The organism is Holdemania sp. 1001095H_141210_F2, from assembly GCF_015558105.1.
Taxonomy (GTDB): Bacteria; Bacillota_I; Bacilli_A; order Erysipelotrichales; family Erysipelotrichaceae; genus Holdemania.
In genome coordinates, this window is record NZ_JADNPO010000005.1 from 154,665 (window position 1) to 177,266 (window position 22,602).

General features: G+C 50.7%; 23 protein-coding genes and 1 pseudogene. 4 read left to right on the top strand and 20 right to left on the bottom strand.

Annotated elements, in window-relative coordinates; genetic code table 11:
• Window positions 1-93: 93 nt before the first annotated feature.
• A complete protein-coding gene (locus tag I2G61_RS05180; protein WP_072683864.1) occupies window positions 94-561 on the bottom strand; it encodes a hypothetical protein in 468 nt (155 codons plus the stop codon).
• A 119-nt stretch (window positions 562-680) separates the two neighbouring features.
• On the opposite strand from I2G61_RS05180, the gene I2G61_RS05185 reads away from it, so the two are divergent.
• Complete coding sequence (locus I2G61_RS05185) at window positions 681-1,109, top strand: GNAT family N-acetyltransferase (protein WP_072683865.1); 429 nt, start codon at window positions 681-683, stop codon at window positions 1,107-1,109.
• 110 nt (window positions 1,110-1,219) lie between these two features.
• Here I2G61_RS05185 and I2G61_RS05190 read toward each other — a convergent pair whose 3' ends face one another.
• The 5 genes from I2G61_RS05190 to I2G61_RS05210 form a co-directional block, all read right to left on the bottom strand.
• Complete coding sequence (locus I2G61_RS05190; protein WP_072683866.1) at window positions 1,220-1,906, bottom strand: hypothetical protein; 687 nt, start codon at window positions 1,904-1,906, stop codon at window positions 1,220-1,222.
• 50 nt (window positions 1,907-1,956) lie between these two features.
• On the bottom strand, window positions 1,957-3,120 hold the full coding sequence (locus I2G61_RS05195; protein ID WP_072683867.1) for an iron-containing alcohol dehydrogenase: 1,164 nt from the start codon (window positions 3,118-3,120) through the stop codon (window positions 1,957-1,959).
• Between the two features lie 119 nt (window positions 3,121-3,239).
• The gene (locus I2G61_RS05200; RefSeq protein ID WP_072683868.1) at window positions 3,240-3,572 is read right to left on the bottom strand and encodes a cupin domain-containing protein; all 333 of its coding nucleotides are present in this window, start codon (window positions 3,570-3,572) and stop codon (window positions 3,240-3,242) included.
• 250 nt (window positions 3,573-3,822) lie between these two features.
• Window positions 3,823-5,889: a serine hydrolase domain-containing protein gene (locus I2G61_RS05205; protein WP_072683869.1), complete on the bottom strand. Its 2,067-nt coding sequence runs from the start codon at window positions 5,887-5,889 to the stop codon at window positions 3,823-3,825.
• Window positions 5,890-6,084: 195 nt separating this feature from the next.
• Entirely contained in the window at window positions 6,085-6,981 is an 897-nt protein-coding gene (locus I2G61_RS05210; RefSeq protein ID WP_072683870.1) for a cation diffusion facilitator family transporter, read from the bottom strand.
• A gap of 641 nt (window positions 6,982-7,622) precedes the next feature.
• Between I2G61_RS05210 and I2G61_RS05215 the strand changes: the two genes are divergently transcribed.
• Complete coding sequence (locus I2G61_RS05215; protein ID WP_072683871.1) at window positions 7,623-8,108, top strand: NUDIX hydrolase; 486 nt, start codon at window positions 7,623-7,625, stop codon at window positions 8,106-8,108.
• Window positions 8,109-8,740: 632 nt separating this feature from the next.
• Here I2G61_RS05215 and I2G61_RS05220 read toward each other — a convergent pair.
• The 10 genes and pseudogenes from I2G61_RS05220 to I2G61_RS05260 form a co-directional block, all read right to left on the bottom strand.
• Window positions 8,741-9,019, bottom strand: a complete 279-nt coding sequence (locus I2G61_RS05220; protein ID WP_229100681.1) for a DUF1016 N-terminal domain-containing protein — start codon at window positions 9,017-9,019, stop codon at window positions 8,741-8,743.
• Between the two features lie 239 nt (window positions 9,020-9,258).
• Entirely contained in the window at window positions 9,259-10,629 is a 1,371-nt protein-coding gene (locus tag I2G61_RS05225) for an MATE family efflux transporter (RefSeq protein ID WP_159432758.1), read from the bottom strand.
• Between the two features lie 22 nt (window positions 10,630-10,651).
• Window positions 10,652-11,728: an SIS domain-containing protein gene (locus I2G61_RS05230; RefSeq protein WP_195396199.1), complete on the bottom strand. Its 1,077-nt coding sequence runs from the start codon at window positions 11,726-11,728 to the stop codon at window positions 10,652-10,654.
• A 114-nt stretch (window positions 11,729-11,842) separates the two neighbouring features.
• Window positions 11,843-12,664, bottom strand: a complete 822-nt coding sequence (locus I2G61_RS05235) for a PTS system mannose/fructose/sorbose family transporter subunit IID (RefSeq protein ID WP_072683873.1) — start codon at window positions 12,662-12,664, stop codon at window positions 11,843-11,845.
• Window positions 12,657-13,433: a PTS sugar transporter subunit IIC gene (locus I2G61_RS05240; RefSeq protein ID WP_083538461.1), complete on the bottom strand. Its 777-nt coding sequence runs from the start codon at window positions 13,431-13,433 to the stop codon at window positions 12,657-12,659. The genes I2G61_RS05235 and I2G61_RS05240 overlap by 8 nt, the downstream gene beginning before the upstream one ends.
• Window positions 13,434-13,447: 14 nt before the next feature.
• Window positions 13,448-13,918, bottom strand: a complete 471-nt coding sequence (locus I2G61_RS05245; RefSeq protein WP_195548016.1) for a PTS sugar transporter subunit IIB — start codon at window positions 13,916-13,918, stop codon at window positions 13,448-13,450.
• Window positions 13,912-14,346, bottom strand: a complete 435-nt coding sequence (locus tag I2G61_RS05250; RefSeq protein WP_072683876.1) for a PTS sugar transporter subunit IIA — start codon at window positions 14,344-14,346, stop codon at window positions 13,912-13,914. The genes I2G61_RS05245 and I2G61_RS05250 overlap by 7 nt, the downstream gene beginning before the upstream one ends.
• 154 nt (window positions 14,347-14,500) lie before the next feature.
• On the bottom strand, window positions 14,501-16,165 hold the full coding sequence (locus I2G61_RS16635; RefSeq protein WP_369802547.1) for a PRD domain-containing protein: 1,665 nt from the start codon (window positions 16,163-16,165) through the stop codon (window positions 14,501-14,503).
• 291 nt (window positions 16,166-16,456) lie between these two features.
• Window positions 16,457-16,864, bottom strand: a pseudogene (locus tag I2G61_RS16640) (sigma 54-interacting transcriptional regulator); the annotation flags it as partial.
• Between the two features lie 12 nt (window positions 16,865-16,876).
• Entirely contained in the window at window positions 16,877-17,293 is a 417-nt protein-coding gene (locus I2G61_RS05260) for a hypothetical protein (RefSeq protein ID WP_139248576.1), read from the bottom strand.
• A gap of 165 nt (window positions 17,294-17,458) precedes the next feature.
• Between I2G61_RS05260 and rpoN the strand changes: the two genes are divergently transcribed.
• Window positions 17,459-18,733: an RNA polymerase factor sigma-54 gene (gene rpoN, locus I2G61_RS05265; RefSeq protein WP_072683878.1), complete on the top strand. Its 1,275-nt coding sequence runs from the start codon at window positions 17,459-17,461 to the stop codon at window positions 18,731-18,733.
• A 102-nt stretch (window positions 18,734-18,835) separates the two neighbouring features.
• Window positions 18,836-19,975, top strand: a complete 1,140-nt coding sequence (locus I2G61_RS05270) for a GGDEF domain-containing protein (RefSeq protein ID WP_072683879.1) — start codon at window positions 18,836-18,838, stop codon at window positions 19,973-19,975.
• Here I2G61_RS05270 and I2G61_RS05275 read toward each other — a convergent pair.
• The 4 genes from I2G61_RS05275 to I2G61_RS05290 form a co-directional block, all read right to left on the bottom strand.
• Entirely contained in the window at window positions 19,966-20,271 is a 306-nt protein-coding gene (locus tag I2G61_RS05275) for a hypothetical protein (protein WP_072683880.1), read from the bottom strand. The two genes, I2G61_RS05270 and I2G61_RS05275, sit on opposite strands and share 10 nt — an antisense overlap.
• Window positions 20,253-20,906, bottom strand: coding sequence for an HD domain-containing protein (locus tag I2G61_RS05280; RefSeq protein ID WP_072683881.1), 654 nt, complete (start codon window positions 20,904-20,906; stop codon window positions 20,253-20,255). The genes I2G61_RS05275 and I2G61_RS05280 overlap by 19 nt, the downstream gene beginning before the upstream one ends.
• Before the next feature lie 471 nt (window positions 20,907-21,377).
• Complete coding sequence (locus I2G61_RS05285) at window positions 21,378-21,725, bottom strand: hypothetical protein (RefSeq protein ID WP_072683883.1); 348 nt, start codon at window positions 21,723-21,725, stop codon at window positions 21,378-21,380.
• 161 nt (window positions 21,726-21,886) lie between these two features.
• Window positions 21,887-22,492, bottom strand: a complete 606-nt coding sequence (locus I2G61_RS05290) for a uracil-DNA glycosylase family protein (RefSeq protein WP_072683884.1) — start codon at window positions 22,490-22,492, stop codon at window positions 21,887-21,889.
• Window positions 22,493-22,602 lie beyond the last annotated feature (110 nt).

Consider the following 22,602-nt stretch of genomic DNA (forward strand, 5'->3'; position numbering starts at 1 on the left):
CAGCACGATTAAAAAAGACCTGGATATCCCGACGCTTCATTCAACGTCGCTGGATCCAGGTCTTTTCTAGTTCTCTTCCGCTTGCGTGTATCTTCAGTTTTTAGCTTTCGCCTTCAGGTTCAGTTCAGCCTGTTCCTGTTCATAACGCGTCAGCATCGCTTCCACCGCATCCCGCTGCGCCGTTGAAAAGTAAACGAAGCGGCTGACCTTCTTCACCGTAAACTCCACCTTGATCTCCCTGGTTTCCTCTGCCTCCGTGACGTCGGCCTGCGTAATCCGATCCCAGGTATAAAGATTTCCCAGCAGTACGATTCCCTGATCGCTGAAACCGCTGCGCATCTGGCTGTAAAGAACCCCCAGCAAGACGATCAGCACCGTCTGAACGATCGAGAATAACGAATGGTTTTGAAACAGCCGGATTATGCCGATAACGACGAAAAATGCCGTAATGATCCAGGTCGGCCCCAGCTTGCCCGGCACTTGAACCTGTCGGGAATGCATCGCCATCCGGGTAAAATAAAAGAGTAAAATCAGATTGACTATGACAATCGCGATTTCCATGAATTCTCACCTCATGGTGAACATTATACCATGATCTTAGCGCTTTAGAAAGAGCGAGGGCGCCGGTTGACAAGTGTCTTAAATCAAGCTACGATAAAACCAGCCAAGGAGGAATTTTCATGAAACTACATTTTTTCACCGGAAAACAATCTGGTTTCGAACAGGCCGCCGCGATTCGTCAGGCGGTGTTTGTCGAAGAACAAGGGTTTCATAATGAATTTGACGAAACTGACGAAACCTGTCTGCATTGCGTGATCTGCGATGGAGAACAGCCGGTCGCCACCTGCCGGGCGTTTGCCAAGGGCGACGAAAGCGGCCGCTGGATCATCGGCCGGGTTGCCGTCAGCCTGAACTACCGCGGCCAACATCAGGGAAACGCGGTGATGAACGCCATGTTGAAGCATCTGTCAGAACAGGGGGTGCGGGAAGTGGAAATTTCCGCTCAATGCCGCGCCGCCGGCTTCTATGAAAAGCTGGGGTTTCGTTCTACCGGAGAAACCCACATGGACGAATATTGCCCGCATGTGACAATGCTCAAGACGCTTTGACCGCTGATGACCGTCACCATCGTCCCACAGCGCTGAATCTTAATACGGCTGCAATCATAAAAGGAATTCCCTTATAAGTCCCGGGAATTCCTTTTTTGTTTTCTTGATAGCTATCGTTCGGCTACCAGCGCCAGATTTTCCTCGAGCATTTGCCTGATCATCACTTCCCAGGCTGTGCCCTTCAATTTTTCCATAGCTTCCTTCAGCATCTTGCGGCAGTTTTCTTCATCATTCTTATAATAGTAGAGCTTCGCCGCACGGTACAGGAAAATTCCCTGATAAAACGGATTGGTCATTTTCGACGCCAGATCCAGCAGCTCGTCCAGAATCTCCGTGTTGTGATGAATATAAATTTCAACTAAAAAGGTACATTCCTTGAGGATACTTTCCACCTGCGAATTGTTGAATTTCGCGGCGATGGCCTTCAAGGTGTCATACGCCTTCAGGGCTTTATCGAACTGCCGGGTATCAATATAAAAGGACACTTCCTTCTGCGCTAACCCCAGCTTGTTGGCCGGATTCATTTTAACGGCGTCCAGCTGTTCGAAAATCTCCTCGATCTTCGCCGTTTCATTCTGCATCAACAGTGCGTCGATCGCCATCAGCGAACGGTTTTTTTTCGAAAAGAACATCTTCCCTTTCCAACTGTTGAGGACCTCGAGATATTTCTCCGGATTGACCTCCTTATACAAAATTTCCGACAGCTCGACCATCAGCTTCTGCATCATCCGGTTCAACAGGAAGTACAGGATCAGACCGACGGCGAGAATCAGGACAAACTGAATGATTTTATTCATGACTTTCCCTCGACTTTACTTTGTTAACTATATCATAAAATTTGAACAGCTTACAGACAGGCACGATAGATTTCCAGAATATCCTCGCGGGTTAACGGCACAAAGGCGCGGCTGAAATCATTTTTCGCCGCCTGATCCGCCATTTCTTCCAGCCGGCTTTCGTCAATGCCGACCTCGCGCAGCGTCATCGGCAGCCCCATGGAAGCAAAGAACGCCGACAATCTATCTATCCCCTGCTGAGCCGCTGTCCAGCAGTCCAGCTGCGGATCGACGCCCCAAACATTCAGCGCAAACCGGGCGAAGACGTCGACGGTCTGTTCGTTAAGCACATGCTTCATCCAGCGCGGCGTTATGATTGCCAGACCAACGCCGTGGGTGATGTCATAATAGGCGCTCAATACATGCTCAAGCGGATGACATGTCCAGGCTCTGTTTTTCCCCAGCGAATTCAGACCGTTGATCGCCAGCGAGGCCGCCCACATCAGATTGGCGCGGGCGGCGTAATCGTCCGGCCGGGCCAGCGCCGCCGGCCCCGACTGAATACAGGTTTTTAACAAGGCTTCCGACAAGCCGTCCTGCACGGAAGCATCGCGGACCTGATCAAAATAAGATTCCATAATGTGCGACATGATGTCCGCCGTCCCCGCCGCGGTCTGACCCTGGGGAACGGTATAGGTATAGGTCGGATCGAGAATACTGAAGCGCGGATACATGCCATAGCTGCTGAAACCGCGCTTGTCGTGGGTTTCCGGATTGGAAATCACCGCAATGTTGTCCATTTCCGAACCGGTCGCCGCCATCGTCAGCACGGTGATCAACGGCAGGCATTCCTTCACCTTCGTGCGGTCGAGCACCAGCTCCCAGGGATCTCCCTCGTATGCCGCCCCGGCACAGATGGCTTTCGAACAATCCAATGTGCTGCCCCCGCCGACCGCCAGCACGCAATCCAGCTGATGTTCGCGGACTAACCGGACACCTTCGCGCACCGATCCGATTTTCGGATTGGCCTGCACGCCGGACAGTTCCTGCCACGCGATCTCATTTTCTTTCAACAAGTTTGTAATCGTATCGTACAATCCCGTTTTTTTCACGCTGCCCCCGCCATAAACCAACAGCACCCGCGTACCGCAGGTCTGAATCAGTTCTGGCAGATGAACGATCTGACCTTGTCCGAAATAGACTTTTGTCGGAATATCATAAATAAAATTATTCATCCTTTTTCCCTGACCTTTCTTAATGAACCCTTGCCGGACTTTTGCCAAACAAACGCCGCGCGCTGATTCCCGCCTCCGGCTGCTTTGCCAAAATGCAGTGATGTCTGCGGCTCAGGAAATTATGGAAAAACCACTGTCAGCAGCATTTTAAACGCCATCTCGGCATAGACGGCATGCGGCTTGCCCGCCGGCATGATGATCGTTTCTCCAGCCTTGCAGAAATGGACATGACCTGCGATCGTAAAGCGGCCGATGCCTTCCAGCACCAGGACCATCGCGTCGCCTTCGGATTCATGCGTACTGATTTCCTCGCCCTGATCAAACGCAAACAGCGTCAGGCTGACCGCGTCGTTCTGGGCCAGCGTCTTACTGACGATCTGCCCCGGCAGCACAGCGACCTGATCGGCTAATTTTAAACTGGTTTCCGGATTCATGTTTTTAATATAACTCATAAGTTTTCCTTTCCAGAGGTCTGGCCTCAGCCAGCCGGCACCTTGCGAAATCCGGCTGTCATTATGATTATTTTACCATGGTTTCCTGCGTTCTGCGCACTATTCCTGTCGATGTGGAAGAAAGCTGGAATTTCTGATGGAACGGGATTCCATCTTTGCTTCAATGTGAAAAACTGCCGGCGTGTTTTCACACCGGCAGTCTGAGAAGATTCTCTGTTTTTCCCCCATGGGAAATTGAAACCAGACGACGCTAATCGGAGATCGTGATCGTAAAGGTTGTCTGCGGATCGCCGGCCAGTCCCAAATAACCTCCCTCCGGCAGCGTCAGCGTCTGATCGCCGTCAGTGACGCGGTTATACTGGCAGATCATCGAAGAATTGTACATGAAGACTCCGTCGGATTCGGAGGTCACCGTCAGCGTCTTGCCTTCCTGCAATGCGGGAATAAACAACCATTGGGTATTGCCGGCTTCGCCGATCGTGACGGTCATTCCGTCTTCAAGAAGATCCGCTGCTTCTTCGCTGACGTACAGATCGCCGCCTGCCTGCAGATATTCGACGCCGTCTTTCGTGAAGAACTGGTAATCAAACTGATCGCGGCTGCCGCTGCCTGGAATCTGAACGAAAGCTTCGGCCCGGTTTTCATCCATGATTTTATGAGCGTTGACATAGCCTTGTGCAAATGTGCTGAGCGGCGCCGGAGCGACCGGCAGAATCATTTCATAAATCTGTGATTGGGAACTCTCGCTCAACAGGAAGTAGAGCTTTCCGCTGCGCTGCTGCCAGGCGGATTTTACGGCATAGGATAACGGATTTTCTTCCACCTTCATGGCGTAGTACACCGTTGCCGCCGTGTAGCCCAAACCCGGAATTTCCGTCACGGCTTCGACTTTCAGATAGGTGTGTCCGCCGTTTTCCTCGAAGCTGAACAGCTGGTTGGTCGTCGGCGAAGGCAGCAGGAACTTGCCATCCCCGACATGCGTCAGCGGCGTCGGGGTATCCGGCGCCTGTTCCATCGTGAAGTTGAGCATACCCTCGTCGGTGAAGTCGATCCGATACAGCGAGGTGGAATCTGCGTACAATCCGGCATAGTCCTTGACTCCATCCGGAATCGCCGGAATTGTTTCCGGCACCGACGGCAGCTGATAACGCGGCAGCGCTTCGCTGATCGCGCCTTTTTCCAGCAGCGCCTGTTCCAATAGCGTTGCGGCCATCATCTGATTATACGAGCTCAATCCGCCCGAGCTCAGAACGACGCAGGTCAGGCCATATTCCGGAATGACTGTGAAATTGGCGTGCGAATACATCGTATCGCCGCCTTTGGTCAGCGCCTGGATGCCGCCCTGGGCAAATGGGGCCAACGCGACGCTGTCCCAGCCTAAGCCATAATCCAGACTGTTGGCTTCCTCGCTTGGCCAGATCCCTTTTGCGGCTTCGTTTTCACTCATCGCGCTTAAAGAATCCGCGCTGAGCACCGGGGAACCCGGCATGAACGCCTGACCCCAGCGGCATAAATCCTCCGCGGTGGAGAAGAGGCCGCCGGTACCGATCACCGACACGATATCCGCCGGAATCTCCCGTTCCGGCTGACTTGCGGAATAGACTTTCGGCATCGCGCTGAAATCGACGTTTTCCACCGGCGTCTGCGTCCGGCCCATGTCCAGCGGTTCTAAAAACTGCGAGCGGAGGTAGCTGGTAAAATCCTGACCGCTAACCTTTTCCACAACCAGCTCCGCCAGCACATAACAATCGTTGGAATACACGGAATATGCGCCCGGATCCGCCTGCAGCCGCATCGTTTTCAAGGTTTCCAGGAATGTATCGTGAGCGGTCGTGCTCGGTGCGAACACAAAACCCTCGTCAAAGGTTGAACCCGGCAGGCCCGCGCTGTGGTTCAGCAGCATCCGCACGGTGATCTCAGAATAACGCTCGTCCGCCATCGTGAATTCCGGAAGCAGCTCCGCGACCGGCTGATCAAGTTTCAGCTTGCCCTCTTCCTGCAGCTTCATGACGGCTGCGGCCGTAAACATCTTCGACACGGAACCGATCGCATATTGATCGTCCGCGCTTAACGCCTGATCGGAGCCCTTGGCAAACACGCCCCGCTGACCCGAGACGACGATTTGATCGCCGTCCATCAGCGCATACTGAACGCTTGTGGCGCCCAGCTGACTGACTAACATTTCCGCCAGCTGATCGGCGGTTTGCGTCAAGCCTGCGGTTTCCATCGTCGGCTCACTGCTTGGCGTTGGCGTCGGCTGCGCCGTGCAGCCGGACGTCGCAAGCAACAATGCCAACAAACATGTCCATCGTTTCATTTAGTATCCCCCTTCAAATTTCTGATCGTTTTGTTTGATCTGACTGTAATTAAAACACAGCTGACCGGCAAAAACAAGCCGTCGGCGATCAGCGGAGAAAATCAGACCCTGACCGGAAGCCTGATTCGGGCAGCGGCCGGAGTTCCGTTTAGAATTGAACAAATTGAAAGAAACAGATTGAAAGACACAGATTTTCTATTCTTTCCGGACCGGATTGACATGAATAGCGCAGTGCTTCACTCGCGGGAATGTTCCCTCTACCGCCTGATGCACATTTTCAGCGATCGCGTGAGCTTCGACTAACGGCAGGTGGGCGTCGACGCCGATCTCCAGTTCGACATAAATCCGATTTCCAAAAATCCGGGTGCGCAGTGTATCAATCGTGACCACGCCGTGCTGGCTGAGAATCGTCTCGGCTATCGCATGCAGCGCTTTTGTGTCGCAGGACTGGTCGATCATCTTGTTTAACGATTGCCAGAACAGCTTGACAGCCACGGCCAGAATCAAGACGCAGATGATCAGGCCGACGGCCGGATCCATCCACAGCCAGCCCTTCCGCGCACCGCCGATCCCGATCAAGGCGCCCACCGACGACAAGGCATCGGAGCGATGATGCCAGGCATCTGCCATCAGAGCATCAGAATCCACGGTGAGCGCAGCCCAGCGTGTCCACCAGTACTGGCCTTCCTTGACCAGAATTGAGACCACCGCCATCATCAGCGCGGCCCGGCCCGGAACTTGTAATGCCGCCGGATGGCAAAGTGTCCTGATTGCGCTGATCCCGACGCCGACCCCCGTAATTCCCAACATGACGGCCAGGATCAGGGACGCAGCACTTTCCAGACGTTCATGGCCAAACGGATGATTGGCATCTGCCTGGCGATGTCCGCAATGCACGCCGATCATCACGACGACAGTGCTTGCGCAATCGGATGCAGAATGAACGGCATCGGAAATCATCGCCTGCGAATGTCCGGTAATCCCGGCAAACAACTTGAAAACGGAAAGCAGTAAATTCAGAATCAGGCTGGTCAGGCTGACGTTCAGCGCCAGCTTTTCAGCGGAATCGGAAAAAGAAGATTTCTCAGTCATGCTTTAATCCCTCGCATTCCTCTTATCTTATGAAGTCCGCAATCTTTCTGTGATCTGATTCCTGATTTTCCAACGCTTAGAACTTGGATAGAATCCGATTTCATTGCTTTTCGCTGCCTTTAGAAAAACAAGCGTCGCTGAAAACAGGCGTAGAGAAATTTCCTCCAATGCGGGAATAACAATTTCTCTGACTTATCACAAATTAGGTCAAACATTAAGAAATGATCAGGTACTTAGATCGTCTTCTACTTATTCGGCGTACCATTTTACCCCATCGTTATCACCTCATCGTTAATTAATCATTAAAAAAACAGTATTTGAATTTGCCATATCAAAAAGTCTTGAACTGTGAAAAGCCTTGCAAGCACTGAACTTTCGCAAATTAAAAGACTAAAAACAATAATGATTTTTGATGCTTTAGTGCCCAAATGGTACCCGGATTTCCTGCGTGATGTAAGACGATACGGGCAGATATAACAAAGAAGCTTGCTATTCATGGGTAAAACCCGTTCATCTGGACCGTTGATGGGGACTGACCCCTTTATTCCACACAGGTTCGTTTTAATTACAAAAATTCAAAAATGAGCGCTATAATAGATGACATACAGATTGAAAAATTTTAAATTTGGAGGTGAATAGCAATGGAATTTAACTGTGGTTTTATAAAAGATAATAAATGGTTTCGTTATAGAGCAGCGGCAATTATTATTGAAGATGATTGTGTGCTATTTGCAGGAAATGAATTGGATGACTATTTCTATTCTATAGGCGGTGCTGTTCACATGGGAGAAACCGCCGAAGATGCTGTTATAAGAGAGGTATATGAAGAAACAGGTATTTGCTACGAAATAGACCATCTTGCGGTTATTCATGAAAACTTTTTTTATAAAAGCAACGGCTCCCTGGCAGGTTTGGATTGTCACGAAATTTGTCTTTACTATCTGATGAAGCCAAAAGGAAGTAAACAACTCTTTAGTAACAGCTATACGCAAGGTGTGAAAGAAGAAATGTACTGGATACCTATTCCAGATTTAAGAAGGCACAAGGCGTTTCCTGCATTCTTGAAAGATTATCTAAGCAAAGAACATTGCGGAATAGAACATATCATTTCGGATGAAAGGAACTAACAAATGTAAGTTTGCGTAAGAAATCAGGATATTATTAACAAGCTGCTTACTGTCGCGAACAAAAACAACTGATTTTACGGAAAGGGTACTACTTTCCTATACTTGTGGCGGAACTTTTTACAAAGGAATGGAAGGGAAAGGATAATCTGAACAGAGAGTTGCTTTGAAGCATTGCAGTTAAAGGACATTTTTAAGTGAAAAGGTATAAACACCTTGTTTTATCAGTTTTAGTGACTGTGAAGGCTGGTTATGCAAGGCTTATTGAGTCCCTAATGCGTAACAAAGGCATTCTCATCGTCTTTGCAGTTGCGATAACATCACCTTGTGTGTATGCTTTTTGCCTTGTTTGTGGTGCTGAAATGGTACCCGATTTTACAAAGCCAACTTATGCGGAGATATGCGAAGATATAAGCAAAAACGTGAAAATCATTGAAAATACAGTTTTTCCCTCACTTCTATAAACACTTGTAAGAAGTTATAAGACGATTTTCGTCTATAAAATCAATAAAAAATAAATACCATGCGACATGTGCAATTCCAACGTGTATGTAATATTTTTGTTGTCCATTGGGACACCTGCCTTTGATTTTCATATGATCTGCGAATCTATTATTATATCTTTTGAAGCTTTTTTATACTCTTGGCAACACTTTCACTTCGCCTGTTCCCCCTGTGCTGATATCGCAATCTAAAATTCTTGCGTTCCAACTCTCAATAACCGCTTCTTTCATATACCAATAGCGTGCATTTTCATCCGTAATACGAAAAAGACTCCTAATATGTGTCCAATTCAAATTGTGAACGCATGCGTTCACAATTTGCTCATCAGGAAAGTATTGATAAAATTTAATGTGATATTGGGAGGCTATTTTCTCAGCGTCCAGTTTTTTTGACTTTTTGTACTTTTTCAACAGCTTCGCCCACATCGTTAACATGACTTAGCAGTATATAGTTATAAAGAGCTTATCATGTTCCTTTAAGATGCACTTTTCTGCGAAAAGAAAGCGTCTTGGCAACACTCGAACGAGTTTTCTACTAAAACGCTCTTTTTATTTCCGTTAATCAGTAACCATTCTCCTCACGCTTTCAGCGGCCGCTGCGGAGATAACTGATGATTTCCTCAGATCAAACGTTTCATTCCTGATCGTGATCATGACGTCCGCTCTTGAACCGTCACCTGATGAATCCACTGACAATGATGAATCCGCCAGTCCCCGGCAAACGCCTTGATTACATCGTCGCACCGCAGGATAAAGAAGGTCATAAACACCGGAATTCCCGCCTGCTGCGAACACCACCAGCCGACTGGAATACAAAACGCCCACAAATAAAATACATCGTTGAAAAAGACGAACCGGGCATCCCCGCCGCCGCGCAGAATCCCGACATTATTGACAAACCCCATGCAGCGGAAGATTTCGATCAGCGCGCCCACGACCATGATTTGCACGAGCACGCCGAATGTTTCCGGCGTAATGTTGTAAAATTTCGGCATCAGCGGAATGATCGCCAGAATAAACAGACAGGCCAGCGTCCCACTCGCCGCGCCGACCCGCTGCAAAAGCCGAATCGGCTGATCCAGCTCGGCCTGTTTCCCTTCGCCGATCAAGTTGCCGACGACGACCGAAGCAGCTGCGGAAATCCCCTGCGAGAGCGCGCAGGAAATCTGCGCAACGACGTTGAAGATCGCATACGCCGTCGCAAACGCGAAAGCCATGTGGCCGGAGATCATCGTCAGCACCGAGCTGCCCAGCACCCACGTTAATTCATTGGCGACCACCGGCGCACAGTTTTTGACAAACGAAGGCCACAGAATCTTCTGTGGATGGAGAATACAGCTGAAACGGAAACGAATCTTTTTCTCAAACCCAAGCGAATAAACAATCAGAATGGCGCATTCCAGCATCCGCGCCAGAATGTTCGCCAGCGCGCTCCCCACAACCCCGCAGGCCGGAACGCCCAGATTGCCGAATACGAAAAGCCAGTTGAAGATCACACTGGCCCCGATCGACGCCAGCGACGCACCCATCGCCACATTCACATCTCCGACAGCCCGCAGCGTATTGCCCAGAACCGTCGTGATCCCAAAAAACAGATAGGACACGCTGACGATCCGCAAATACTGCGTTCCGACCGCGATCACTTCGGGATTGTTCGACAACAGCGTCATGACCTCGCGCGGAAACAACGCCGCGATCGCGACCAGCACCGCCGCTGCGCTCAGCATCACGCGGAACGTGTAGCCGATCACCGACCGGATCGCTTCGCCATTCTGTTTTCCCCAATACTGCGCGATCAGCACGTTAGCGCCGCCGGTTGTCCCGAACAACGTCAGCTGGAAGATGAAGAACAGCTGGCTGGCCTGCGATACCGCGGTCAGCTGCGTTTCACCCAGCGCCCCGACCATCAGCGTGTCGACCATGTTGATGCCGACGGAAATGATCGTCTGCAGCGCTACCGGCACCGCGATCAACAGGATCACTTTCAGTAAAGCGAAGCGTTGAGGGTTGAGAAAAAGCACGTTCCCGTGCTTCTTCCTCTGCTTATTCATCGTGCGTATTGAAGTATTTCATCTCCGGGAGCGGATCCTGCGTTTTAATGTCCTTCAATTCAATGCCGTAATCCACAGCCAGCCGGTAAGCGAGGATCTCCACAACCGGCGCGTATTCCAGACATGCGAAGTCCTTCGAGGCCGGCGTGAAGCCCAAATCGTCCGCGTCGATCGGATTGGCGCCGATCACATACGCGTGGCCGACATCGTTTTTCATGTATTTCGCAATGCCCATTGCCAGATGGTTATCCTTGCCGCCGTCGTTCAACACAATGACCGCATGCCGTTTCGTGAAGCCCATCGTCGGTCCATGCAGACCGTCGTCCATTTCATAACCGACGCACATGAAGCGCTTGGCAATCTCGAGAATTTTCAGCGCGCCTTCCATCGCAACGCCATACAGACTGCCCGGGCCATACAGAACAAAGGCATCGACGTCCATCAACGCTTCCTTGTTGTGATCAAACCAGGCCAGTGTCCGGTCGCAGATTTCCTTGTGGTCCTTCGTCACCGCCAGCGCGTCTTCCATATAGGCCGCCGCTTCCGTCTCGCTGACAACGCCGCGCGCCTGTCCCAGAGCCACGCCCATCAACATTTCCGTCAGGATGCTCGCGCAGTAACCAATCGTGCGCATGCCGTATTCTTCGTAGCCGCAGCCCATGTCGATATGCACATCCGCTTCTTTTGCCAGCGGAGTCGTCGGCGCTTCCGTAATCGCCGCCGTCAGACAGCCCAGCGCTTTGACTTTTTTCAATGCCTGCTGCGTCAGCGTCGAGGTGCCGGACTGGGAAACGAAGACATACAACGCCTTCGGGTTATAAACCGTTTTTGCCAGGAATTCGTTGGGAATCATCGTGCACGTTGACAGCTTGCTTGCTTTTTCAACAAAACGGTACGATGTCAGCGAACAGGTGTTGCTTGTGCCGGAACCGATAAACATGATTTCGTTCAGCTCGCCCAGCCGATCCTTTACTGCGTCCAACAGCGGCGCAAATGTTTCTTCCCGGCGTGCGACGATCCCTTCAATCACCGACGGTACACGATAGATGCAATCCAGTAATGTCACCATTTCTTTTCCTCCTTCAAATGGAATAGAATCCGATCAGGCAGAGGACTCCCTGCCTGATCGTTATTCTTCTTTCTTTCATTGTAGCTTGAAATCCGGTTGTTTTACAGACTTCGCTTAGAAAATACCAATCCAGGTACCCAGAATTGCGAAGATCATCAAACCGAAGATCAAAACTGTCGGGTTGACTTTATTCTTCAATAATTTAAAGCAGAACAAGGTCAGTAACAGCGGAAGCAGATTCGGGAAAATTGTGTCCAGCATCGCCTGGATCGACTGTTCCGCTCCATTCATTTCAAAGACGAAACCGATGTTGCAGGAAACCATCGTCGCCGTCATCGCGCCAACCGTCATCAGACCGACAGTGCTGGCAGCTTTCGTAATCGTACCCATGATGCCGTTTTCCGCAGCGTCGCTCATGAATTTCGCGCCTAAGCTGTAGCCTACGAACGGGCCGATATAACGAACAAACGTCGCAGGAATGTTATAAACCAACAAGAAGATAATCGGTCCTAAAATACTGCCGTTGACCGCAAAGCTTAAGCCAATGCCCATTGCAATAACACGCAATGTACTCTGGAAAATGGAATCGCCAATGCCCGCGAACGGTCCCATCAGGGAAGACTTAACCGCAGAGATCGAGGATTTATCAAAGTTTGGATCTTCCGCCCCCTGTTTTTCCATCGAAGCAGCTAAACCAGTGATAAAGCCGGAAACGCTTGGGGTCGTGTTGAACAGTTCCCAATGCCGTTTGTAACCTTCAATCCGGTCTTCTTTTTCCGGATAATATTTGTTGATAACCGGGATCATCGTGTATAAGAACGCCAGCGCCTGCATTTTTTCCCAGCAGTATGGAGCGCTCATCGTGCAGGACCGCATCGCGATCTGCCGACACATTTTATTTTCTTCTTCTGTTAAATTGAATTTTTCCTTAATCATTGAATAATTCCTCCTCTTCATCCGCGGCGGCACTGGCTGACTTACCGTTGTGATTTTGTTCAACAAAGAGAATAATAACGTACAGAATACCTAAAATGGCGACTGCCATTAACGGCAAACCCAGATAGGACGAGAGAATAAAACCGACGAAGAAATAAACTGCCAGCTTTTTGGTCCACATCATCTTTAACAATAATGCAAATCCGACTGCACCCAGCATGCCTGCCGCGACGCCCATACCATCTAATAAAACAGTTGGCAGCACAGCGATGAATCCTTCGACAGCGGTCGATCCCAAAGCGATCGCACATGCACAGACGATGCCACGCGGAATGAATGTGGTTAACGAAACAAGCGGCATAATTCTTTCTAATGTCTTATAATCGCCTTTTTCCACCCATTTGTCTATTGCCGGGCTCCACAGTGAACGCAACGCTGTAAATGGAACGAACATCATCTGGCAAAGCATCGAAGCCGGAATTGCCAACGCAAAAGCGGTTTCCACACCCTGACCTAAAATAATCGCGTAAGCCGTACCGACGGCGGTCCCTGCTACGGCATCCGGCGGAACTGTGCCGCCGATCGCCATAACGCCCATGAACACTAATTCCAGGCTGGCGCCAACTACGATACCCGTTGTAATATCCCCTAATACGATACCGATGACTGTACCTACAATCAACGGTCTGGTTGTCATAGGATAGGAGAACCATGTTTCTACGAAGTCGCAGAAAATGACTGCCAATCCTACTAACAAAGCTTGTGTCATAATTGTTTCCTCCTCTAAATTAATTTACTGACATCTGTTTTTGATTCACTGGGAACCATTCGCAATTCAACATAAACCAGAGAATTTAACTCTCTCAGTGTCGTTAAATCGTCATCGTTCATATGGACGTTGGCCGCCACCTGTCTGCTACCCTCCTTTTTCTTGACTCCTCCGATGTTGACACTTTTTATCTGCCCTCCTGTTGCCTTTACCAGTTCCAACGCATCCTGAACCGTTCTGACAATCAGGAAAATCCGGGTTTTCTTCGTGCGCGGATCATTCAGCAGCACCGCTGCATCCTTCACCGTTTTGATCGCCAGCTTCACGCCGGCCGGTTTGGCCATCTTGAACGCCAGCTTGCTCATCTCGTTAGTCGCCGCCTCGTCGTTGGCGATGAGAATCGCATCCGGCGCGACCTGATTCACCCAGGTCACCGCGACCTGTCCGTGAAGCATCCGGTCATCCACTCTGCACAGCTCTACCATAAAACATCATCCTCCATTCCCTTTTCAATTTGTTCCACCGCCTGCTTGTGCGACAACACGGTGATCGTGTCCTTGGCCGACTGCACGGCGTTTTCCAACAATTCCATCGTGGAAATGTCCTGAACGTTCAGATGGCATTCCAGGATCATCGACAACGTCATGCCGCCGACCAGATACACATTCGGATACCGGCACAGTTCCGTCAGCTGATTATGCACGCTGCCGCCATGAATATCGCAGAAGATCATGAAGTCGCAATCCGGCTCGGCTGCGACCTGCCGTTCGATCCGGCGGGCGATCTCGGCCGGGGATTCGTAACGATCCAATCCCAGAGCCTGAATTTCTTCGCAATCACCCATGATCATTTTGGCGGCGCTGAGCACCCCTTCGGCCATGGATCCATGAGAAGCCAGAATTATCTTTCTCACGGGCTGTCCTCCCTTCTCTACTTACGCTCAAATATAAGCAATTAGTATGCCAATTCGAGTTTTTTTGCGTAATTTCTATTTTTTGGAAGAAAAAAAGCTGAAATTCCGGAATTCTTTCTGAAATTTCAGCTTTTGTACAGTGTGATTCATGCTTTTATTCAAAGTAACCCGTTTCATCTTCGACACTATTTTCCTCTTTCTCGACACTGCCCAGCGCAATGTATTCATACAAATAGCCAATTTCCGACAGCGGAATCGACACATTGTAAATCCGTTCCACCTCGGCGAAGCTCTTGCGGATGACGTCGATGAAGTCCTGATGCTCCCGCTGCAGCTCGTCCAATTTGTCGTATGGGGCGACGGTCTTGTTGATGATCAGCCGTTCGATCAGACAGCTGATATGCAGGTACAGACCGACCTTGACGTTGCTCGTAATCCGCAGACCCAGCTGCGCTTCAATCGACCGGATGATCGTTTCGACGTTGCCGAGAATGATTTCCGGGTTGAGAATGGTCAGATAGTTCAACAGATTTTCCATCGGGAAGTTGCGCAGCAGGTTGTCGTTAAACTGCTGGATCTCGTCCGGGCTCATGAATTCGTTAAGCAGCTCGGAGATCTTCTCGATGTTCTTCTGTTCGATCAGCTCTTCCAGCGAGATAAATTCCACGCCCTTGATCTTCGGATCCATCGTGCCGACAACGAACAGAATGTTGTATTTGTCAAACACCGGAGCCTGAGAGCCCATCGTCTCGATACTGTCATATTCGTAGGAAAGCACCGGGATGTTCTGCCCTGATGGCAGACTCTTTTCCAGCAGCTTCTTGATCTTCTCCGCCGTGCCGAAGCCGCTCTGGCAGATTGACAGGATGGCGTTGGCCTTCTGGCGGTTGCGCACGATCAGGTAACGGTGCTGGTTGCGGTTGGCCGCTTCCTCCAGAATCGTTTCAATTCCTTCCCCCTCCATGATCATACATCCGATATCCAGCGCCAGCTTGGTCGTGACGTTGTTAATGATGCCGATATCGACATTCTTTAAATTCTCCGTGTACTTGTAGATTTCCTCCAGCGATCCCATATCCACCATCAACAGCACTTCCTTGCACCCTTCCAGGTGTTTCAGATAGTCGGACACCTTGCGGATGATCACGTCCACGCCGCATTCGATCGGCATGTCGATGGCGTCGAAGATCTTGCGGCGAAGCAGCTGGTTGGCGACCTCGGCGATACTGCTGGCAATGTTGAAACCGTGCGCGATGATCAGCACCGGAATCTGCGAGGTTTCCATCTCGCGGTTAAAATACATCATGTAGATCAACAGATCAAGATATCCGATCCCTTCCAGCTTGATGTTCAGACTGTCCTGAATCAGCCGGGCGACGTTGCGGATCGCCGTGGCATTGATCGGAAACAGGCGCTGAATCGCCGCGATACAATCCTGAATTTCCCTGTGGTATTTCTTGTCCAGCGGCAGGCAGGAAACATTGTGGCTGGCAAAATCGAGAATGAAGCGCGACATCGTCACGACCTCGGAATTGCTCAGCTTTTCCAGATTGTATTTCTGCGCCGTGATCTGATAGATATTCTCAACCAGGCTGGCCGTCAGATCGTCCTTGGGCGTCTTGCCCGCGGGATTGTTGAAGAATAAATAATCCGTGTAGCCTTCCAGCAGGATATAGGCTTTTTCAATAAACTCCGGCATCGGCAGATTGTTCCGGTATTGTTCGATCAGCCCCTTATTGAAGGTATAAAGCATTGTTTCAAAATACTTCTGCTTCATCATCTGGCGGGTGTCGATCATCTTGCCGTCGTCATATTCCATCAGCTCGCCGTTGGCGGTTCCGCTTTGAAGCAGGAAGCTGGGCAGATCGTACAGATGCAGCTCAACCGGATCGGCAGCCGGATCGCGCAGATAAGCTTTGGCGACGCTGGCGCGGATCGTATTGACCAATTCTCCGACGTTGCCGGGATAGGCATGATTGACCAGCGTCTGGTAGGCCAGTTCACTGAACACGACCTGCCGGGCGATCTTCCCGCTTTCCTGAGTCACGATCTCATGCACCAGCTCGCGCTTTTCCTGCAGGGAGCGGTCGACGAGCGAAGGCACCTGAACGAGAATCGGAATCCGCCGCAGCAGTGTTTTCAGCAGCACCTTCTGCGGGTCCTCCGTCGTTGCGAAGATCAGCCGCACCTTTGCGGAATACCACGTTTCGTTATCGCCGACCATGTGATAGATCCCTTTGTCCATAAACAGAAAGATCTTCTCCTGACATTCCGGTTTCAAGGCATGAATCTCATCGAGAAACAGCACGCCCCCGTCGGCCAGCGCCAGTAACCCGGCCTTGTCCTTTTCCGCACCGGTGTAAGAGCCTTTCTTATAGCCGAACAAATTCGTCAGGAACAGCTCCGGATTGTTAGCGTATTCGGCGCAGTTGACGGTGACGAAGCTGCCCTTCTTGTCCAGAATTCCTTTTTCCACGCTGTATTCGTAGGTCAGCTGCGCGATATAGCTTTTGCCTGTGCCGGTCTGTCCCTACAGGAGAATCGGCAGGCCGATGCCGGGATAGGTGATCGCCGCCTTGCATTGCTCGACGCATTGCTTCAGACTTTCCTGATGCCCGACCAGCTTGCGGAAAGACACGATCTTTTCCTTCCGCGCCGTTACATCCCGCATAAGCTCCTCCACCGAATCGTAGGCCGGTTCCAGATCTTCCGCCTTCGTCCGCTCGCACAGCGCGGCTTTGCTTAAAAAGTAGACCGGACGCGTGTTGATTTTAATAACCGTCCCCTCGCCATGGGCTTCGTTAAGATATTGCGAAACAAGATTGCGGCTCACGCTGAAACGCTCCGCCAGCCCCTGAGCGCTTAAGCCGGACAGATCGTTCCAGGCGAAACAGCGGGTTGCTTCCGCCAGCGCGTCCAGAATTTTTTTCTTTGCCGGACTTTCCATAATTACCCCTCCTTCTGTTCTCCCCTTGGAATAATTCGTTGAAAAAAGATTACAATTTAAGAATAGGTTCGGAATTCGACTTTGTCAATCAAACGCGAATTAATTTTGAGAGCGCTGTCACCAAGTCCCGGTTGTGCTACAATAAGAAAAAAGGAGGGAGACCGCATGAAAAGTACGTTTGCCTTAACGCCGAAGATCCAGCCTCAGCACCGGTTGAAACCGGCGATGCTGGAATCTTTGAACATCCTGCACATGAGCTCCGACGCGCTGGCGGCCTACCTGGACGAGCAGATGCTGAGCAATCCGCTGCTGGAATGGAGTGATCAACGGCCGGTTAAGAGCGGCGATCTCTATGAGAAAGCCGGGCAGTTTGTCGCGGCCGAGGTTTCCCTGAAACAACAGCTGCGGCACCAGGCGGCAGTTTTGTTGGAACCGGCGGATCAGGCAATCGCCGAAACGTTGATCGGCTTGCTGGACGAGGACGGTTATCTGCGCGAAAAGACAGATGAGCTGTGCGGTTTGTTGAAGATCGGCGAACCAAGGCTGAACCGGATTTTGTCTTTATTGAAAACCTTGAAGCCCACCGGGGTGTTCGCTCAGGATCTGCGCGAATGCCTGCTGCTTCAGCTTATGGAATTGCATCCGGAAAATGAACTGGCCCGGCGGCTGACCGGGCAGTTGGAAGCACTGGCCCGGGGCAGTACGGCGGCCTTATGCAAGACGCTGCATTGCACGGCGGATCAGCTAAACGAAGCGATTGCCGCAATCCGCAGCTGTGATCCCAAACCCGGCCGCAGTCAGGGCGCCGCGGCCGCTTCGCTGGCTTGCGAGGTGGCGGTGGAAATCGAAGACGGACAGTTTAAAATCACTTTGACTCACAGCTTCAGCGAGCTGATTTTCAATCCGCTGCCGATCGACGATCCATCGGTTCAGGAATATTTGAAACAAAAAACGACAGCTGCCAAAAACCTGCTTCTGGCAATTCAAAAACGCAACCAGACATTGGCGGCGATCACTGAAGCAATCTGTCTGAACCAGAAAGGATTCTTTATGGAGGGACGGCCTTTAATGCCCCTGACCCGCCATCAGATCGCCAGTCAGCTGGGGCTGCATCCTTCAACGGTTTCCCGCTCGCTGGCTGGCAAAGGTCTGGAATTTAACGGTCAGCTTTACCCGTTCTCCATCTTTTTCTCCGCCAAGATTCAGGACGAATTAAGCCAGGATCAGGTGCTGCGGCAGCTGAAACACTTAATTGACGAAGAAACGCCCGACACGCCGCTGAGCGATCAACAGCTGAGCGACCGGCTGAAAACGCTGGGCTGCCCGATCAGCCGGCGAACAGTCGTCAAATACCGGGAAAAACTGCACATTCCCGATTCCCGAGTCCGCCGCCAATGGGCGCAGACCGCGTTAAACCGCAAACATTCAGGAAAAATCTGAAAACCAGCCGAAGTTTCCCCTTCTTTTCTCATCTTGTTAAAATTATTAACAACCTGTCTTCAGTTCTCTGTTATAATAAACTTACATATTGAAGGTGAGTTTATGCAGCGATGGAAAAGACGCGTCGATCTTCAGGTTTCCCTGCTTACGGCAGCTGTTGTTTTTTTGTCTTCTTCCGTCGTTTTTATTTTATGTTACACGTATACGTATGCCGGAATGATTTCAGAATTAAAAGAGCGGGTTCATGCCATCGTCAGCTTTGCCAACACGTCGCTGGATCCGCTCACCTTCACGGAAATTCATGACCGGGGCGATATGACCTCTCCGCTTTACCAACAGACCGCCCAGCTGCTGCGCGATATCCGCAGCGCGACGGGAGTGCGTTATTTATACACGGCGACCGTTACGGAAAACGATACCCTGATCTACTTATTAGATGGTCTGGAGCCGGAAAGCGAGGATTTCCGCTATCCCGGCGATCTGATTGAACCGGAGATTCAACAGGATCTGCGGACAGCGCTGGCCGGCACGGAGATCCTGCCGAATACCATCAAGGCGACGGACTGGGGGAAAATATTCATCGCCTATTCGCCCGTCTATCAGGATGATGCGGTCATCGGTGTGGTCGGCGTCGAATTTGACGCCGGGAGACAGGCTGAAATTTATCATCAGCTGCGAAACTTTATTCCCCTCACGTTAATCTTTGCCTGCGGCCTGACCACAGTGATCGCCTTCTTTGTTTTCCGCCGCATTTCCAATCCACATTATAAAGATCTGGCGATAACGGATCAGCTGACGCAAATGCGCAACCGCAATGCTTTTGAAGTGGATATCGGCAATCTCAACGCTTCTCATCAGTTTAAAAAAATGGGTATTCTTGTGGCGGATCTGGATCATTTAAAACAGGTTAACGATGAGCTGGGGCATATTCAGGGGGATTTGTATATCCAGAAAGCCGCTGCAATCCTGCAGGAGTGTCTCAAACCCCAGGCGGTGCTGTATCGGACTGGAGGAGATGAGTTCGCGGCTTTGATTTTGGACACCTCCGGACGAAAAGACTTGAGCGATCTCTGCACGCAGCTGCGGGCGCTATATAAAAAACGCCGGCCCGACTGGCCCGTAGAGACCGGCTTATCGGTCGGCTGGGCTGTTTATGAGATCGGCGATCATTCTGTCGAGGACATCTATCGGCGGGCAGACAACGCGATGTATCAAGATAAAGCGGCGTCCCATCAACAATAAGACAAGGCTTCAGCGAGCTGGGGTCTTGTCTTTTCTTTCGTTTCTTCAACGTGCATGTTCTTTCGTTTCTTCACCGTGCTTTTTTTGTTTTTCAGCATGGGCTTTAAGATTGGCTGATTCTCGGCTTTTGCCCCTTCGCCTTTCTTGTCCTTCCGCCAGCCTGAAATGAATTTTGCTTTTCCAATCGAAGCGTAATTACCAGAATCAAGGCCGGAAACCGTTCCGACCTTTTCCTCTCTTTGCCCTGTGTTTATCTGTTTCTTTACCAAACTGCGGCTTATGCCTGACTGTTCCATTCGTCAAAGAATTCCTGGAGGTACTGTTCCATAAACGCCGTGCGTTTTCGAGCCAGACGCCGGCCTGTTTCCGTGTTCATCATTGATTCCAGAAGCAGCAGTTTTTCATAGAAATGGTTGATCACCGTGCTCCGCTCGCTGCGGTAAGCGGCAGCGTCCATCTGAGTGCGCGGCGGCAGTTTAGGGTCGTACATCGGATTGCCGACATGGCCGCCATAATAGAAGGTCCGGGCAATTCCAATCGCGCCGATCGCATCCAGCCGGTCCGCATCCTGGACGATTTGCCCTTCTTTGGATAAGATCTGCTTTTCGCTCAGATTCTTGGAAAAAGACAAATGATCAAGTATCGTGAATACCGGTCTTTGAATCGACGGATCAATTTCCGCCAGACGGTCTTCCAAAAGCTGATGTTCCTTTTGAGGATCCGCCGTCAGCTTATCGTCGATGACGTCGTGAAGCAGCGCTGCGGCGACGATCAGATAGAGATCGCAGGGCGCTTCGCTGCGGGTGATCAAGACCGCGTTGTTGACCACGCGCAGAATATGATCGAGACTGTGTCCGCTGGTGTCGCCGGCCAATTTGGATTGCGCGATGGCATAGAATTTCCGGCAGTTTTCAATTTGTGTGCTATTCATGTTTCTCCTTTTCGGGCTCAAGCCGCCCGGTTTGTCTGTCAGGTTCCATTGTACTCCGTTTGTTCATCAATCAGGCTTGGGATGATTACAAGATGGAAAACTCAAACGATGCCGTCGTCGGCTTCGTCACAATCTGAATTTGAAGTAGAAAAATCGGATTCTCTTTTCTTGGAAGACGCCGAAAACACGCTTCTGCGGCAAACGCTTGCTTTGCGGGGGGGGGGATTCTTTTTTCGCTATCTCTGTTTCTGAGGGGCTGGATCAAAGATCTGATATCCGCTGACAGTCTGAATTTCCCCGCCGCTGACTTTAACAAAGCGTTATCGCATAATGCCAGAATCGACCGCGGCACGGCTGGCCTGTCGGATTTCTTCTCGCTGTTTGTCACTTGTTCGATTGAAATGGAGCTCCAGATAGATTGAAACCAACCCCAATCCGCAGATTTGTACCCATGCCAGACCGCTGTCAAGCTCAGCGCAGAGAAACGGAAGTGACCACCCGGCGGATCAGTGCTTCGTTCTGATCGTAAAAGTCCCGGTCAAACGATCCTGTTACGGTATAATACCGGGCTTGACCTTCAAAGAACAACAACTGCAGTCTGACGCTTCTGCCTTCCTTCAGCACCGCCAGCCGGCCGCGGTCACCCTGCCTTGAGACAACGAGCTGATCTTCAGAATCCATCAGTGGGAAAGTCCATGCGGGTACGCCATATTGATAAATCACCCTGAGCGCATTCTGACCGGAAGGATCGCTGAGTGTCAGGCCATAATTCGGTGGAATTTCACTGATCAGCGGGGTGTGGATATTCGCATCGCACACACAGCTCCAGCCCGCTGGCAGTTCGATCGAAAATTCCGGATCTCAAGGTACTTCCGATTTAAACACGCAGCGTTTTTCTGCAAGATGCAGGAGAATACTGACGCTCAAAATTACTGCGATCAGAATGGGACAGACTTTCATCAAGCGGGAAATCATTGTCATCAACCTCTTTTACGAATCACGGCGTGAATTTGAGCGCGGATTTCCGGCATCCGCCGCTGCTCAAAGTCAGGATGATCCTTCAGCCATTTGCGGTTTAATGGAGAAGGGTGGGGCAGCGTAAAAACAGGAATCCCCCGGAAGCTCTGTGTATGGAAGATTAATTCTTCCAGCGCGAGTTCAGGATACAACCACTGTGCGGCATAGCTGCCGATCAAAATGATGCGCTGCGGCTGCACCAGTTCCAGTTCCCGCCGCAGATACAGCTCGGCACATTGCTTCGGCGGTCGAAGATCGCCGCTGCCTTTGGCTTTACCGGGATAACACCGGGCGATCGAAGCAATATAAAACAGCGCGGGATCATAAAATTCCGCATCCGTAATCTGATACCACTCCTGTTTCAGCTTTTTGCCGCTGGCGTCATTAAACGGCAGTCCGGTTTCCATTACGCGCCGGGACGGTGCCTGACTGATCTGAAATATTTTGGAATCGAGATTTCCCTGAAATACCGGGCGCGGTTCATCCTTGATCTGTTGCCGGCATTCCCGGCAGTTCTGAAGCTGAACTTTCAACCGTTCAAATTGTTCCCTTCGCTCTTCATTGTTCATTTCTTGTTCCTCAATCCTCGTGCTTTGTTTCATTATACCACGCTTTTAGGGAATTCATCCGGTGTTCCTTCAGGCTGTTGACCATTGGAATCTCATTGCAAAAGCGTAAG